Origin of the sequence: Chryseobacterium sp. C2(2020) (assembly GCF_014218915.1) — a bacterium.
Lineage (GTDB): Bacteria > Bacteroidota > Bacteroidia > Flavobacteriales > Weeksellaceae > Chryseobacterium > Chryseobacterium mucoviscidosis.
In genome coordinates, this window is sequence record NZ_JACLCT010000014.1 from 57,375 (window position 1) to 73,281 (window position 15,907).

Here is a 15,907-nt window from a genome sequence, read left to right on the forward strand (position 1 = left end):
TATAATAAAAGATAGCTATGTTTTTAAAATTCCTCAGGTTAGAAATCAAAAGCTTTTTTCGGGGCAGTTCTTTAGGAATCAATCTGGCAATGAAGATTCTTCGATTTATCGGGATTCTTTATTTTATGGCTTGTCTTGTAGGAGGAGCATTTGTCGCATTTTTTTATATTCAGGAAGAAATGCATCAGAATCCCTTTAAAGTGGTTTCAAAATTCATGATTGCAGCTTGGGCGGTCGACCTCATTGCCAAATATATTTGGCAGGAATTGCCGACGCAGAATATAAAGCCGTTTCTTACGCTCAATATTCCCAAAAAGACATTGGTGAATTATATGCTGGGAAAAACATTTCTGTCAGCTTTCAGTTGGTTCAATTCCCTGTTCCTGATTACTTTTTCCATCATTGCATTATTCAACGGATATGATGTTTTAGGCGTTGTTGGATGGCTGATTGGGATTTCGCTGTTATTTTACCTCAATAATTTTATCAACATTCTTTTTAACGATAAAGAAACCATTGCCATTGTTGTCGGATGTATTTTTGCGGCAGTTGCAGGATTGGCGTATTACAATATTGTTCCGGTTCTGGATTATTCTGAGCGGTTTTTTTATAATTTTTTTGAAAGACCTTATTTTGTAGTGATTTCAATCGGGTTGTTTTTCGGGTTGTGGAGAATCTGCTACAACCATATCCGGAAAATATTTTATCTGGATGAAGGTCTGGAAGCTAAAAAAGAGATTGGAAGAACCGAGAATATTACCTTTCTCAACAAATACGGAGCGATCGGAACGTTCATCAATAACGATATTAAAATGCTGAAACGCAATAAGGTAACGAAAGGAATTTTGTGGGGAAGCATTATGTTTCTTTTCTATGGATTGCTGATGTTTTCGTCACCGATTTACAAAACACCGGCGATGATGATGTTCATGGGATTATTTGTAACCGGAGGATTTCAGTTTATGTTCGGACAGCGGGTTCCCGCTTTCGACAGCTCTTACTATCCTTTGATGATGACGCTGAATGTTCCTTACAAAGAATACCTGAAAGCAAAATGGTGGCTGATGAATATTGTCACCGCTTTTTCCATGATTCTGGCGGTTTGCTATGCCTATTTCGGCTGGGAAATGTATCTTACCTTCTTCGCTGCCGGAATTTACAATATCGGAGTAAATTCCCAGTTTACACTTTGGTCGGGAGCTTTTAACAAAACGCAGATGGATCTTAATGCCAAAGAAAAAAGATTCGGACAGAAAAACAGCTTTAATGTAAAAGCGCTTCTGCTTTTAATTCCGAAGATGTTTCTTCCGATGCTTGTTTTCGCATTGATGCAGAAATTTTTCAGTATTACAGCGGGAGTTATCAGTATCGGAGTTCTGGGAGTAATCGGATTTTTCATCAGAGAAAAGATCTTCGATATTATCGTAAAACATTACAAGGTAGAAAAATACAGCACATTAGAAGCATTCAAAAACAAAGATTAATATGATCACCATTAATAATTTAACAAAAACATACGGTAAAGCAACCGTTTTAAATATAGAACATCTGGAAATCCCGAAAGGGGAAACATTCGGTCTTGTAGGAAACAACGGAGCCGGAAAAACCACTCTTTTCAGCTTAATGCTTGATCTTATTCAGGCTTCTACAGGATTTGTAAGCATAGACGGGATAAAAGTAAATGAATCTGAAGCATGGAAAAACAAAGTTTCCGCTTTTGTAGACGATTCTTTCCTCATCGGTTATCTTACACCGGAAGAATATTTCTATTTCATCGGGGAACTGAGAGGGCAGAACAAAGCTTCTGTTGATGCCTTTTTAAAACAGTTTCATGATCTTTTCAGCGGAGAAATTTTAAACTCCGGAAAATACGTCCGCGATCTTTCTAAAGGAAACCAGAAAAAAGTAGGAATTGTGGGCGCCATCATCGGAAATCCCGAAATCATTATTCTGGATGAACCTTTTGCCAATCTGGATCCTTCCACACAGATCAAGCTTAAAAACTTAATTAAAGAACTGTCTAAACAAGATGGGGTGACTTTCCTTATTTCCAGTCACGATCTTTCGCATACCACAGAAGTCTGCAACAGAATTGTAGTCGTAAACAAAGGGCAATTGGTAAAAGATATTCAGACCAATCCTGAAACTCTGAAAGATCTGGAACAGTATTTTGCCGATCAGATTTCAAGTCCGGCAGAAGAGGATTCTGCATTATAGATAATACCAATACATCAAATTTGAAAATCATGCATCAAAAATTGTGGTACATCATTTGATTTTGTGAAAGTTAAAATTTAATCTATGGAATTAATTGAAAAACTGAACTGGAGATACGCTACCAAAGCAATGAACGGTCAGAAAGTACCACAGGAAAAAGTGGATAAAATAGTAGAAGCTGCAAGACTGGCTCCTACATCAAGCGGTCTTCAGCCTTTTGAAATTATTGTGATTACCAATCAGGAAGTTAAAGAACAGATCAAGCCTCACGCGTGGAATCAGCCGCAGATTACAGATTGTTCGCATCTATTGGTTTTTGCAGCGTGGGATAATTACACAGAAGAAAGAATCAATGCAATGTTTGATCTTACCAATGAAGTAAGAGGATTTAAAAATGAAGGATGGGAAAATTACAGACAAATGTTGTTGAGTACTTATCCGCAAAGATCTGCAGAAGAGAACTTCACTCATGCCGCAAAACAGGCTTATATCGGATTTGGAGCAGCGATTATTGCAGCCGCTTTCGAAGAAGTAGATTCTACACCAATGGAAGGCTTTATTCCTGAAGAAGTTGATAAGATTTTAAACCTGCAGGAAAAAGGTTTAAAAAGCGTTCTTTTATTACCGATCGGCTACAGAGATGCTTCCAACGACTGGTTGGTAAATCTTACGAAAATAAGAAAACCCAAAGAAGAATTCATTACAGAAATCAAGTAATTATTGATTATTTTACTCATAGAAACACCCTTTCAGCAATTGAAAGGGTGTTTTATTTATTTTTCGCGATCTATCTTTTTAGGATTTTGTCTTGTATCAAAAACATCTGCAATTTTAATCAACTGATTTTCCTCGTCTACAGAGTAAATAATTTTATAGTTCGATTCTACAAGATAATGATATTTGATGATTCTGTTTTCAAGTAAAAATTCTGTCTGACCCATTTTGGGGTTGTCAATTAACTTATCCGGAGCTTTTAGAATTCTCGTAACAATTTTTAAAGCAACCTTATAGCTTCCTGATGTTAATTCATAGTAATTAAAAATATCATCAATCTGCTTTTCTGAAAATTCTGACCAAATGATTTTATATTTCACCTTTCGTATTTTAACAAAAGTTCAGAAGTGGTTTTGAATTTTTTATTGTTGAAGTCATCTTCAGATCTTGAAATTCTTTCATTCATTTCTTCTTTGGAGAAAGGCTTAAATTGATTTTCTTCATCCATATTTTTAGCTTTCTTCATGAGTTTTTCAAACTGACCAATTATTTCCTCACTCTGAAGGTTGAGAAAAGCCTGTATAAAAGCTAATTTTCTGCTTTGGATATCCATTTTTAGAAATATTTGATAATCAAATGTATAAAAATTATTTTAAAATTAAAATCCCTTTCAATTGGTTTTTTTGAAAGGGATTTTTTATTGTATGTGTATTTAAATACTAAAACTCAGCATTCGGTTTCCAATCCACCACCGCTCTGATGAATGCTTCTGCATTTTCCACAGGAATATTCGGTAAAATGCCGTGTCCTAAATTGGCAATGTAACGGTCTTTTCCGAAACGGTTGATCATTTCAGTAACCATTTTTTTAATTGTTTCAGGAGTTGAATGCAGTCTTGCAGGATCAAAATTTCCCTGAAGCGTCATTGTATGATTGGTTAAAGTTCTTGCAAACTCAGGTTTAATCGTCCAGTCAACACCCAAAGCAGAAACCGGAGACTGCGCCATATCTTCCAGAGCAAACCAGCATCCTTTTCCGAAAACCACAACGTGCGTTAAAGGACTTAAAGCTTCAACGATCTGGTTAATATATTTCCATGAAAATTCCTGATAATCTGCCGGAGAAAGCATTCCGCCCCATGAATCGAAAACCTGAACCGCAGAAACACCCTTTTCAACCTTTCTTTTCAGATAAGCAATCGTTGTATCGGTAATTTTTTGAAGTAATAAATGCGCCGCTTCCGGTTGTGTAAAGCAGAAAGATTTAGCAATATCAAAAGCCTTGCTTCCTTTTCCTTCCACACAATAGCAGAGTATCGTCCACGGAGAACCTGCAAAACCAATCAAAGGAATTTCATTATCTAATTTCTGTAAAGTCAGTTCAATAGCATCAAAAACATAACCTAAAGTATCATTCACATCAGGAACCACCACATTCTGCACATCTTCCATCGTTCTGATGGGATTATCCAACCATGGACCTACAGATTCCTTCATTTTAAAATCAATTCCCATCGCTTGAGGAACAACAAGAATATCAGAGAATAAAATCGCTGCATCCAAAGGAAATCTTCTGATCGGCTGTACGGTAATTTCGGAAGCCAGTTCCGGTGTCTGACATCTTGTGAAGAAGTCGTATTTGTCGCGTAATGCAATAAATTCCGGCAAATATCTTCCAGCCTGTCTCATCATCCAAACCGGTGGTCTTTCTACGGTTTCTCCGCGAAGTGCTTTTAAGTATAGGTCGTTTTTAATCATAATATACTAGACTTTATTGCCAAGAATGACAATTAAAATATCAATTTTTATTTAAAATTTCTTTTCGGATCAGCTTCAGAACAGACAGTAATGTGCTTCCTTCCGAAACCAAAACAGGCTTTGAAGTATGCTTTCTGAGTTCATTGGCAGTAGTTTCTCCAATGGAAACCAGAATCATATCCCCAAAAGAATTTCGATTTGCAAAACTACGAACTCCGCTCGGACTAAAAAACACTGCGGCATGATATTTTTCATTTATCAACGGATTGATTTCCTCCGTATTGTACACAGTGATTTTTCTGTAGCTGATGTTTTGAAGGGGAAGATTTTTGTCAAGCACGTCTAATGCGATATTTCCGCAGAAATGAAGAAATTTTTCCTGCTGACAGTGCATTATGATAAACCGTGAAAGTTCTTCCGCGTTTTTCAGGACTTTAAACGTTCCGAAACCGTTTTTTCTCAGCTCTTTTTTCGTCTTTTCACCGACGCAGTAGATTTTATTGTAGTTTTTCGCCGTAAAATCTTCGTTAGGTTTAAATCCGTTTTTAAAAAATGAACTTACTCCTTTTGCGCTGGTAAAAATCAATGAATAATCTTTGAGATCAAAAGCATCAGTTTTTATAGAACTTGTTTTAATTACCTCAACACAGTCAAACGAAACATCGTCTCCCAATTCTTTGGTTACAATCGCCGGATCTAGGTTTTTGGTAAATAAAATGTTCATTATGGTTTATCTTTTAAATGTAAATCGGCGGTCTGAAGTTTTACTTTGTTCATAAAATCCTTTCCCGGATCTTCTTTTCCTGTGAAATAATTCGGATCAGATTCTTTCCACAGTTTTGAATTTCTGAAGATTCCGTATTCCGAATGTCCGATGAGGTATTCTATTTTATATTTTTGGGTTAAATATCGTATCAGTTGTGCATTTGCGGAAACCTGTTTGTCCGTAAGCGGTTCTTTTTTACTTCCGATATTTTCAATTCCGATGGCGCAGTAATTCAAGCCAATCGTATGTCTGGCAAACTGATTCGGTTCCATCAACTGATAAACCGTTCCGTCTCTGTCAATGATGAATTGTGAAGAAACATTCAGCGTGCTTTGCTTTTTTAAAGTGTTTCTTGCGTTTTCAAGATGCGTTTTGTTAAAATATTTAAAATTACTTTCCACATTTCCGCCCGCTGTGTAATGAAGAACGATCATTTTCGGAACAATCGTTGGTGTTTTCTGAACCAGACCGTGATGCTCTTTCAGATATTCTAAACTTAAACGAACTCTTTCTTCAGAATAATTGATAGGCTTATTGATGATTTTCAGTTCATTTTTTTGAGCTGATGCAAAACCCATCAACATAAAAATCAAAAAGCAGATTACATTTCTCGTCATTATTTCTGATATTGATAATGTCCTGTAATGGTAAACTTAAACAAACAATCTTCCAAAACCTGTCCGCCTCCGATATTGTGTACAATTAAATACCTTTTCCCGTCCGCCGATTTTCTGTTCACTACAATTCCGATGTGCGTTAAATTTCCCGGAAGATCCCAGGTTACAATATCTCCGGGAACATATAATTCCGGTTTGGTTTCAATGGATTTTGATTTTCCAAATTTGGCAAAAAACACTCTCAGGTTGGGAACTCTACGATGGTCGATGTTCGTGTCGGGCTTTTTCAGTCCCCATTTTTTAGGATATTTTGAAAAATTTTTCGCCATATCTTCATGCACTTCTTTCTGAAGATCAATCTCCAGTTTTCGGTAAGCTCTGATCACAACATCGGTACAAACGCCTTTGTCCGCAGGAACGTCTCCGTTCGGATACTTGATGTTGAAATAGGCGGGATCGTAAGTTACCCTGTCTTTTGTAAGGCTCAAAGCCGCATCAGACAGTTTTTGGGTAAACTGATTCTGTGCTTTTCCAAAAAACACGCAAAGAACTACAATAAATATTGAGAAATATTTCTTCATAGAAGTCCGTAACCTTAAAAAGTTAAATGTAAAAAATGAATTTTAGATGTGGCTCTTAATTTCTGCCATCAATTCTTTTCCGCCGTTTTCAAGAACAGTTTTTGCAAATTTTTCCCCGAAATTTTCTTCATTATTATATGCAAAGCTTTCATCTGTTGCAATACAGTTTTTACCGTCCAGAGAACAAAGTGCCGCTTTAAAACGGATCTGATCTTCAAAAAGTTCTGCAAATGCTCCAATAGGTGCAGTACAGCCTCCTTCCAGCGTGCTCAGGAAATTTCTTTCCATTTCCACACAGATCTGCGTATTTTTATGATTGGTAAACTGTCTGATGATTTCATTGATTTCAGTTTTGTCTGAATGTCCTGCGACAGCAATCACTCCCTGCGACGGAGCCGGAATTAAAAACGGAATCATTTCATAATCAATATCCATTTTCATTCTCTTAATTCCTGCCAGAGACAGAATGGTCGCATCAAAATCTCCTTCTTCCAGCTTCTGAAGCCTTGTCTGAATATTTCCACGAATGTCCGAAAATTCAGCATTGGGGAAGTTTTTCAGCCAGAATGCTCTTCTTCTTAAACTGCTGGTTGCCAGCTTAAGCTCGTGAAGTTCTTTGTTTTTTGCAGATTCCTTTCGGATCAGGACATCCTGCGGAAAATCTCTTTCCAGATAAGAAACGATCTCAAGGTTTTCGGGAAGTTTTGTAGGAACATCCTTTAAAGAATGTACGGCAATATCAATTTCGTCATTTAATAAGGCAACATCAAGATCTCTTGTAAAAACGCCTGTAATTCCTAATGAATAAAGAGGCTGTGTAAGGTTTTTATCGCCTGAAGAGACAATAGGAACGATTTCCGTTAAATAATTGTTGTTCTGAAGATGCCTCGCAACTTCTCTAGCCTGCCAAAGTGCCAGTGCAGAATTTCTGGTTCCGATTCTAATGCTTTTCATTGAATTCGTTGTTTGGTTGTTCAACTAATATTTCGTGCATTAATTTACTAATTTCTTCGGCTTTTAAAGGATTATCGATGATATATTTTGCAAAACGGTTGGTAATTTTCTGGATCATTTTATCAGAAAGTTCCATATCCGTGATGTTTATGTATTTATTTTTTTTGTAAAAATTATGCATTTCATTGCGTTCCATATTCTTAAGAACCGCTTTGAAATGATGGATATTGGGTGCGAGTTTTCTCTTTTTTTCCCACTCAAGGAAGTCTTTCGTCATTTCCTTGATGATTTTTTCGGCTTTCGGGATCTCTTTTTCTCTCTGCTGAATGGTCTCCTGAATCTGTTTGGAAAGTTCATCCACGTCAATCAGCGTTACATTTTCATTCTCCTTTACGTTTTTATCCACATTATTCGGGATGGATAAATCAATTACCAAAGTTTCTTTTCCGTTCGGGAAATGAGATCTGTTCACGATGGGATGTCTTGCACCGGTCGCAACGATAAGAATGTCTGTATTGCCCAGTTCTTTATCAAAATCGGCGTAATCAATATGCGGAATATTGTACTTCTCGGAAATCTTAGCTGCCGTTTCCTGAGTTCTGTTGGCAATTTTTATTTTCGGCTGATAAACGTGTTTTACAAGATTTTCAACCGTATTCTGCCCGATTTCTCCTACGCCAAGCAGAAGAATATTTTTTTCGGTAATTCTTTTCTGGCTGTTTAAAATATAATGAACCGCCGCATAAGAAACAGAAGCTGCTCCGTTGGAAATTCCGGTCTCATTTTTTATTCTTTTCGAAATCTGAATGGCGGAATTGATGGCTCTTTCCAGATAAGGATTAGAGTTCTGTCTTTCTTTTTTGAAACGGTTGTAGGCTTTTTTAATCTGTCCGATGATCTCAAAATCTCCGATAATCTGGCTTTCAAGTCCGGCTGCAACTCTGAAAAGGTGAGTTAAAGCTTCTTCCTTCGTTAAAATATTCGCAAACTGAAGGAAATCCATCAGATTAACCCCGATTGTTTTACAATATTCTTCCGCAACCAGAAGATAATTGGGAGAAGTGGTATAGATTTCGGTTCTGTTACAAGTCGAAACGACAAATGAATCCCCTAAATCTTCATTATGGATCCGGGTAACGAAATTCTTAATGTTTTCATCAAAAAATGCAAATTTACCTCTTGTTTCTGCGTCAGCTTTTTCGAAACTAACGGAAAGCACAGCAAAATTAGACGTCTGATGTATGTTTGAATATTGTAACATAAGCGTGGCAAATTTACGTTTTTTTTAGCAAACCACTTTCTGAAAATGTATATGATAATTATCGTAAAAAACTATTTCGGAGATGGTAAAATAGGATATCTTGTTGTTAATAAACGTTAAAATTATTTTTCAAAAAAGATAAATTTTCATCATTTGGATACTCTGTAAAGATATTTCACAAAAAAGAAGAAGTTAAGGACTGCCGTTTTACCTGCATTAAGCCTGTGTTTATCTTAAATCCAGCTTAAAATAAATTCTGTAAATGCTTAGAGCAAAAGTTAATAGACGATTACAAATTTTAATAAAAATTTAACCAAATTATATGCCCGCGGAATTTCTTTGGTACTCTTAAATTTATATCTTTGTAACTCTTTAAAAAATCAGAAGTAAAAGTATGAGTTTATTCGATATGTTTACGCAAGAAATTGCGATAGACCTTGGTACTGCCAACACCCTTATCATCCATAATAATAAAATTGTTATAGACCAGCCGTCTATTGTCGCGATCGAGCGTTCGACAGGCAGACCGATTGCCGTGGGTGAACAGGCGAAACACATGCAGGGGAAAACTCATGAGGACATCAAAACAATCCGTCCGTTGAAAGACGGGGTAATTGCCGATTTCCACGCTTCTGAACACATGATTAAGGAATTCATCAAAAAAATTCCTGGAATTAAAGGGAAATTTATTCAGCCCGCATTAAGAATCGTAATCTGTATTCCTTCCGGAATTACAGAGGTTGAAAAAAGAGCGGTAAGAGATTCTGCCCAGAAAGTAAACGCTAAAGAAGTTCGTTTAATATACGAACCGATGGCTGCAGCAATAGGGGTTGGAATCGACGTACAGAAACCTGAAGGAAACATGATCATCGACATAGGTGGCGGTACTACAGAAATTGCTGTTGTAGCTTTGGGAGGTATCGTTTGCGATAAATCTGTAAAAATTGCGGGAGATGTATTTACGAATGACATCGCGTATTACTTAAGAACGCATCACAACTTATATATCGGAGAAAGAACAGCGGAGAGAATTAAAATCGAAGTTGGTTCTGCCGTTGAAGACTTAGACGTAGATATCGAAGATATTCCGGTACAGGGAAGAGACCTTATTACAGGAAAGCCAAAAGAAATTATGGTGGGTTATAAAGAGATTGCCAGAGCATTGGACAAATCGATCATCAGAATTGAAGATGCGGTAATGGAAACACTTTCTCTTACTCCTCCGGAATTGGCGGCAGATATTTATAAGACAGGAATTTATCTTGCCGGTGGCGGTGCATTATTAAGAGGTCTTGCAGACAGATTGCACAAAAAGACAGGTCTTCCTGTATTTGTAGCAGAAGATCCGTTGAGAGCGGTTGTTCGCGGAACAGGTATTGCACTTAAGAATATGGATAAATTCAATTTCTTAATTAAATAATTCTAACTTTTTACGAAACACATCTGAATGGGATTTTTGCTGAGATTATTTTCAAAGAATGCGCTATTTGTCTTCTTTATATTTCTGCAAATCATTGCTCTTGTTCTGATATTCTCTAAAAACGCCATGCAGCAATCATGGATTGCAGGGCAGTCTGCTGCTTTCAATTCTTGGGTTTCGGGATATATCGATGAAGGAGTTTCGTATCTTAAGCTGAAACAGATCAACGAAGATCTTGTGGCACAAAATAAAGCCTTGATGGTGGAACTTTACGGAAAACAGGGAGCAAAAAATCCAATGTTCAGAAAAGTTCATGATACGATCGGAGGCGGACAAATCTATACTTTTGTAGACGGAGAGATTGTTTTCAACAGCATCAACAGAAGAAATAACTACTTTACCATCAACAGAGGCAGGAGAGACGGTGTTTTTCCGCAAATGGGAGTGATGGCTCCGAAAGGGATTGCCGGAATTGTTATTAACTCTACAGACAGTTACGCTTTGGTTCAGTCGGTTTTAAGTGTTAATAAAATCAGAATCAATGCTGCTTTAAAAAACTCAGGATATTTCGGAACTTTAACATGGAACGGAGACAACTCCAGAGTAATGCATTTGGCGGATATTCCAAAATATGTTGCCCTGAAAATTGGCGATACTGTGGTTACCGACGGAAAATCAGCGATTTTCCCTAAAGGCGTACAGATCGGAACCATTGCAGGGTATTCTGTGGATAATAAAACCGGATTCTGGGATATTTCGGTGGAACTAAGTGAAAAAATGGGAGCTTTAAGCAAAGTTTATGTGGTGAAAAACCTCAAGAAAGCTGAAGTTCAGAAGATTCAGGATACCATGCAGGCTGTAATAAAAAAGGAAAATGATTAGCAGAACATTATTTACGGATATATTGATTATGATTTTTCTTGTTGCATTACAGATTTTTGTACTGAACAGGATCACCATTTTCGGAAAGTACACTCCGGTGCTCTATCCGGTATTCGTGATGTTTTATCCTTTTTTCAGAAATAAATTTCAGTTTTTAGCACAAAGTTTTCTTATCGGGCTTTCCATAGATGCATTTCTCGGAACCTGGGGAATGAATGCGTTTGCAACCACTTTGATTGCTTATTTCAGGACTTTGATTTTCCGAACTTCTACAGATACTTCTACAGATTTTTTCTCTTTTCAGTCCCTGCAGTGGGCGCAGTTTTTACTGTTTTTATTTTCAAGTATCTTTTTGCATCAGCTTTTAGTACAGTACATTGAATTCTTCAAGTTGAGCAGATTTTTTGAAATATTGCTTAATGTATTGGTAACTAGTTTAATTTCGTTTATATTTATAGTTATTTACGCATTAATCTTTAAAATCAAACAAAAAGTTTGAACACACGTTATTTAAAAATCTTTTCCGTTCTTATCGTTATCGCTCTGATTTTTGTGGCGAGAATTGCTTATTTACAGTTATTTACGGATCGTTATGCTTTAAATGCAGCGAATACTTCCATTAAAATTGAATACGTTATTCCGCAAAGAGGAGTCATTTTTGACCGCAACGGCAAAATTCTGGTGGGAAACCAGCCTGCCTACGAAATTTCCTTCACTCAGGCTTTGATGCGTCCTGATTTTGATACCGTAGGATTCTGCAACCTGATGAAGATTTCCAAAAATGATTTCGTCAGAACCATCGAAAATATTAAAAAAGAAAAATATTATTCCAAGCTGACTCCCATGACCTTCATGAAAAATCTAAGTCGTGAAGACATTGCGAGAGTTCAGGAAATTATATTCAAATATCCCGCTTTCAGTATTGTTTCAAGACCTCAGCGACAATATGAAGTTTCTACGTCGGGAAATCTTTTGGGATATACCAGTGAAGTTAACGAAAGAGAAATTAAAAAAGACTCTGCGTATTATTTACCTGGCGATTTCATCGGAAAAACAGGAGTTGAAAAAGCCTACGAAAAAGAACTTCGAGGAGTGAAAGGAATGAAATACATTCAGAAGGACATCAAACTGAGAAATGTAGGACCTTACAAAAACGGATCTTTAGACAAAGACGTTATCACAGGAAAAGACATTACACTTACCATAGACTACGATCTGCAGAGAATTGCTGAAGAAATGCTTGTCAATAAACACGGTGCCATTGTAGCGATTGATCCCAATAACGGAGAAGTTCTGGTCGCAGCAACGGGACCGGATATCGATCCGAATCTTTTTACCGGACCGAATAAATCTAAAAACCTCTACGCTTTATCCAAAGATACAATTTACGAGAACAAACCAACTTTCGACCGGTCTTTACAGGCGGCTTATCCTCCCGGTTCCACATTCAAATTATTAACCGCTTTGTCTGCGATGCAGATGGGCGTGATGGATGAAAATACAATCTTCCCTTGCGGTGGTGGATTTAATTACAGAGGCTTGAGAATTAAAGGTCACGGTGGAGCAGATCCGCTGATTCCTGCTATTCAGGTTTCCAGTAACTGTTACTTTTCCTACGCGTATTTGGCGATCATTAATAAATATCCGGGAAATCCTTCGAAAGGGGTTGACGAATGGAAAAAGATCATGAGCAGCTTCGGAGTAGGGGAATTTTTGAACAATGATTTTGCTGTAGGTGCAAAAGGAAGAATTCCGACTGGGGAATTCTACGAAAAAAGAATGGCTTCCATTTATAAAGCAAGCGGTTCTAAAAAAGATCCTAAAAATTGGGATCCTTTGGCAACCGGGGCTGTTTTCAACGGAATGGGACAGGGTGATGTTTTGGTAACTCCGCTTCAGCTTGCCAATTATGTGGCTGCAATTGCCAATAAAGGATGGTATTACACTCCGCATATCGTAAAATCGATCGACGGAAAGCCCAATCCGGATCCGAGATTCAAAAAGAAACATCAGACTTTAGTTGATAAAAAACATTTTGAACCGGTGCTGAAAGGAATGGAAGCCGTAGTTTTAAGAGGTACGGCACATGGCTTAAAATCCAACGATTTTACCCAGTTGGCAAAAACAGGGACTGCACAGGTTCCGCAGGGAAAAGATAATTCCATTTTTGTTTTGATTGCTCCGGCTGATAAACCTAAGATTGTGGTTGCAGCGGTAATGGAACACGCCGGATTTGGAGCGACTTGGGCAGGTCCAGCCTCAACGGTAATCGCCGAAAAATTTATTACAGGCGATCTGAAGCGTGAAAATCTCTACAAAAAAATGACTTCCTCAAGCTTTATGCCTGAATATAAAAGACAGTGGATTGCGGATCTGAAGCGTAAAGGATTGTACAAAGAACCGGTAGATTCTCTCAAGCAGAAAAGAATACAGGACAGTCTGAAATTTATAAAAGAGCAGAAAGCAAAACTGCAGAAACAAATAGACATCGAAACGAAAAATAATAAAACAAAACCTGCTAAACAATGAAATGGGCAGAAGGAATAGATAAATTAGGTCTTGGCTTATATTTCCTGCTTTGTGCTTTTGCCATCGCAAATATTTATAGTGTAGACCAAAAGTTAGGAGAAAAACAGCTTATTTTCTTCTGCATTTCCCTGTTCGTCGGATTGGTGATTTTCGTGGGACGAAGCAAGTTCTTCGAAAATATGTCAGGAATTATTTACATTGGAGGTGTTTTACTGCTGATCGGGCTTTTCCCTTTTGGAAAAGAAATTCTCGGGCAGAAAAACTGGTATAAATTCGGAAGTTTTACCATGCAGCCTGTTGAGTTTGCAAAAATTGGAACCGCTTTAATGCTCGCAAATTATGTTTCCGGACCGGAATTTAATCTGAAAAACAGAAAGTCATTACTAACCACTTTGGCTATTGTCGGAATTCCGGCTGTTGTGGTTCTCGCCATTCCCGATGTTGGTTCGATGTTGGTTTTCATCGCCTTTTTTATTGCCTTGTATCGTGAAGGATTGAGCGGAGTTCTGTTTGGAGTAGGATTTCTTTTTGCAGGGGTTTTCCTCGTCTCTTTGGCGATAGATCCGATCTGGGTTGCGATTACCATCATCCTGATTATCGGAGGATACATTGCAATGAATTATTACAAAATGTCGTGGAATATTATTTCCATCTCAAGTATTGCGGGTTCGGTGCTGCTTTTATGTGGTCTGTCTTTCGGTGCGCCTTATATTTTAGAAAAACTGCCGAAACACCAGAGAGAAAGAATTGAGGTTCTTTTTAAAGGTGAAAAAGCATTCAGGGATACTTCCGGATATAATTTGTTGTATTCTAAAACCGCTATCGGTTCCGGAGGACTTTGGGGAAAAGGATACCGTGAAGGTTCCGTTACACAGGGGAAATTTGTTCCGGAGCAGGAAACCGACTATATTTTCTGTACGGTAGGTGAAGAGTGGGGTTTTGTAGGAAGCGCTGTTCTTATTCTTTGTTACATGATCTACATCGGACGAATTTATTATCTCGCCGAGCAGCAGAAATCGGGCTTTAACCGCGTTTTCGGATATTGCTTTGCCTCGATTCTTTTAATGCACTTTACCATCAATTTAGGAATGGTTATGGGGCTTTTTCCAACCGTAGGTATTCCGTTGCCGTATTTCAGTTACGGAGGAAGTTCTTTACTGGCGTTCTCAATGATGACTTTTATTTTCTTTAAATTAAATTATTCGGATAAGAATAGTCTGGTTTAAAAGCTGGAGGATAGAAGTTGGATGATGGAAGCTTAAAATGGTATGTTTTAATTTTCATAATTGAGATCTGCGTAACCTGCCAAATTCGTGAGATAAAATAACTCTCAACAAAGTTTATGAAAGAATCCTATTTTTCAGATCAGAATTTCGAGAACAAAAATTTAACGCAGCCTTTATACAAAGGCGAATACGAAAACTGTACTTTCCGAAACTGTAATTTAGAATATGCCAATCTTTCAGGCTATAATTTTAACGACTGCGAATTTATTGGCTGCAACCTCAGCATGATGAATCTGGTTTCAACAGCTTTTCGCGAGGTGGTTTTTAAAGAGTGTAAAATGTTTGGACTGCATTTTAATGACTGCAACGAATTCGGATTATCGTTTACATTTGAAAGCTGTCTTCTCAACAATTCCATATTTTATAAAACATCAATCAAAAAAACACTATTCAGAAATTCAAAATTAATTGAGGTCGATTTTTCTGAATGCGATTTATCGAACGCAGTATTTTCCGGTTGCGATCTCTCCGGAGCTGTTTTCGACCATACCAACCTTGAAAAAGCGGATTTCCGTACATCGTTCAGCTATTCCATCAATCCGGCTTCAAACAGGCTTAAAAAGGCTAAATTTTCGCTTTCTGAAATTCATGGACTCCTTTATCAGTTCGATATTGAAATTGATAAAAATGGATAGATTACAGTTGATGGTTAATCGTTGATCGTTTGCTGCCTAATACCATTTTATCTTTGGATTTTCTGTACATAAATATTCCGTAGGAATTGTATCTGTACAGCAAAAATGAAGAATGCAGAATAAGAACTCCGCAGGAGTTCAATATTAGAGTAAATTTGAGAATTGATCTAAGCTCAATCTCAAAGCTTTTGCAGGTGAAACTATTCTCTGAAACTTTTATCCTCTTAGTATTAGAAAAAGTAATTCCCCTTCTCTGAAGGGGTGGATTTTGCGAAGCAAAAGACGGGG

Annotated in this window: 17 protein-coding genes; 9 read left to right on the forward strand and 8 right to left on the reverse strand. The window is 37.4% G+C overall.

Features of this window, described 5'->3' with window-relative positions:
• Positions 1-17: 17 nt before the first annotated feature.
• The 3 genes from H6W52_RS10070 to H6W52_RS10080 all read left to right on the forward strand — a co-directional run bounded on the left by H6W52_RS10070 (position 18) and on the right by H6W52_RS10080 (position 2,934).
• Positions 18-1,484: a DUF5687 family protein gene (locus H6W52_RS10070; RefSeq protein WP_116098286.1), complete on the forward strand. Its 1,467-nt coding sequence runs from the start codon at positions 18-20 to the stop codon at positions 1,482-1,484.
• A gap of 1 nt (position 1,485) precedes the next feature.
• The gene (locus H6W52_RS10075) at positions 1,486-2,217 is read left to right on the forward strand and encodes an ABC transporter ATP-binding protein (RefSeq protein WP_116098284.1); all 732 of its coding nucleotides are present in this window, start codon (positions 1,486-1,488) and stop codon (positions 2,215-2,217) included.
• Positions 2,218-2,301: 84 nt separating this feature from the next.
• Entirely contained in the window at positions 2,302-2,934 is a 633-nt protein-coding gene (locus H6W52_RS10080) for a nitroreductase family protein (protein ID WP_116098282.1), read from the forward strand.
• Between the two features lie 56 nt (positions 2,935-2,990).
• Here H6W52_RS10080 and H6W52_RS10085 read toward each other — a convergent pair whose 3' ends face one another.
• From H6W52_RS10085 to hemA, 8 genes are all read right to left on the reverse strand, one after another.
• Entirely contained in the window at positions 2,991-3,311 is a 321-nt protein-coding gene (locus H6W52_RS10085; RefSeq protein WP_116098280.1) for a type II toxin-antitoxin system RelE/ParE family toxin, read from the reverse strand.
• Complete coding sequence (locus H6W52_RS10090; protein ID WP_116098278.1) at positions 3,308-3,544, reverse strand: hypothetical protein; 237 nt, start codon at positions 3,542-3,544, stop codon at positions 3,308-3,310. Before H6W52_RS10090 ends, H6W52_RS10085 begins: the two co-directional genes overlap by 4 nt.
• Positions 3,545-3,650: 106 nt before the next feature.
• Positions 3,651-4,688 (reverse strand): uroporphyrinogen decarboxylase, encoded by a 1,038-nt coding sequence (hemE, locus tag H6W52_RS10095; RefSeq protein ID WP_108408911.1) that lies wholly within the window; start codon positions 4,686-4,688, stop codon positions 3,651-3,653.
• Between the two features lie 40 nt (positions 4,689-4,728).
• Positions 4,729-5,412: a uroporphyrinogen-III synthase gene (locus H6W52_RS10100; protein WP_116098276.1), complete on the reverse strand. Its 684-nt coding sequence runs from the start codon at positions 5,410-5,412 to the stop codon at positions 4,729-4,731.
• Positions 5,412-6,071 (reverse strand): peptidoglycan recognition family protein, encoded by a 660-nt coding sequence (locus H6W52_RS10105; RefSeq protein WP_116098274.1) that lies wholly within the window; start codon positions 6,069-6,071, stop codon positions 5,412-5,414. The genes H6W52_RS10100 and H6W52_RS10105 overlap by 1 nt, the downstream gene beginning before the upstream one ends.
• Entirely contained in the window at positions 6,071-6,652 is a 582-nt protein-coding gene (locus H6W52_RS10110) for a DUF1287 domain-containing protein (protein ID WP_116098272.1), read from the reverse strand. Before H6W52_RS10110 ends, H6W52_RS10105 begins: the two co-directional genes overlap by 1 nt.
• 42 nt (positions 6,653-6,694) lie before the next feature.
• Positions 6,695-7,606, reverse strand: a complete 912-nt coding sequence (hemC, locus tag H6W52_RS10115; RefSeq protein WP_116098270.1) for a hydroxymethylbilane synthase — start codon at positions 7,604-7,606, stop codon at positions 6,695-6,697.
• On the reverse strand, positions 7,593-8,867 hold the full coding sequence (gene hemA / locus H6W52_RS10120) for a glutamyl-tRNA reductase (RefSeq protein ID WP_087708547.1): 1,275 nt from the start codon (positions 8,865-8,867) through the stop codon (positions 7,593-7,595). Before hemA ends, hemC begins: the two co-directional genes overlap by 14 nt.
• A gap of 394 nt (positions 8,868-9,261) precedes the next feature.
• Between hemA and H6W52_RS10125 the strand changes: the two genes are divergently transcribed.
• The 6 genes from H6W52_RS10125 (at position 9,262) to H6W52_RS10150 (ending at position 15,619) form a co-directional block, all read left to right on the forward strand.
• Positions 9,262-10,287, forward strand: a complete 1,026-nt coding sequence (locus tag H6W52_RS10125; RefSeq protein ID WP_027381028.1) for a rod shape-determining protein — start codon at positions 9,262-9,264, stop codon at positions 10,285-10,287.
• 27 nt (positions 10,288-10,314) lie between these two features.
• Positions 10,315-11,169 carry a rod shape-determining protein MreC gene (gene mreC / locus H6W52_RS10130; protein ID WP_076391391.1) on the forward strand — a complete coding sequence of 285 codons (855 nt, stop codon included), beginning with the start codon at positions 10,315-10,317 and terminating at the stop codon, positions 11,167-11,169.
• Complete coding sequence (locus H6W52_RS10135) at positions 11,162-11,668, forward strand: rod shape-determining protein MreD (protein WP_116098268.1); 507 nt, start codon at positions 11,162-11,164, stop codon at positions 11,666-11,668. Before mreC ends, H6W52_RS10135 begins: the two co-directional genes overlap by 8 nt.
• Positions 11,665-13,698, forward strand: coding sequence for a peptidoglycan D,D-transpeptidase FtsI family protein (locus H6W52_RS10140; RefSeq protein WP_116098266.1), 2,034 nt, complete (start codon positions 11,665-11,667; stop codon positions 13,696-13,698). The genes H6W52_RS10135 and H6W52_RS10140 overlap by 4 nt, the downstream gene beginning before the upstream one ends.
• A complete protein-coding gene (gene rodA, locus H6W52_RS10145) occupies positions 13,695-14,924 on the forward strand; it encodes a rod shape-determining protein RodA (protein WP_116098264.1) in 1,230 nt (409 codons plus the stop codon). The genes H6W52_RS10140 and rodA overlap by 4 nt, the downstream gene beginning before the upstream one ends.
• A gap of 116 nt (positions 14,925-15,040) precedes the next feature.
• Complete coding sequence (locus H6W52_RS10150) at positions 15,041-15,619, forward strand: pentapeptide repeat-containing protein (RefSeq protein WP_116098262.1); 579 nt, start codon at positions 15,041-15,043, stop codon at positions 15,617-15,619.
• Positions 15,620-15,907 lie beyond the last annotated feature (288 nt).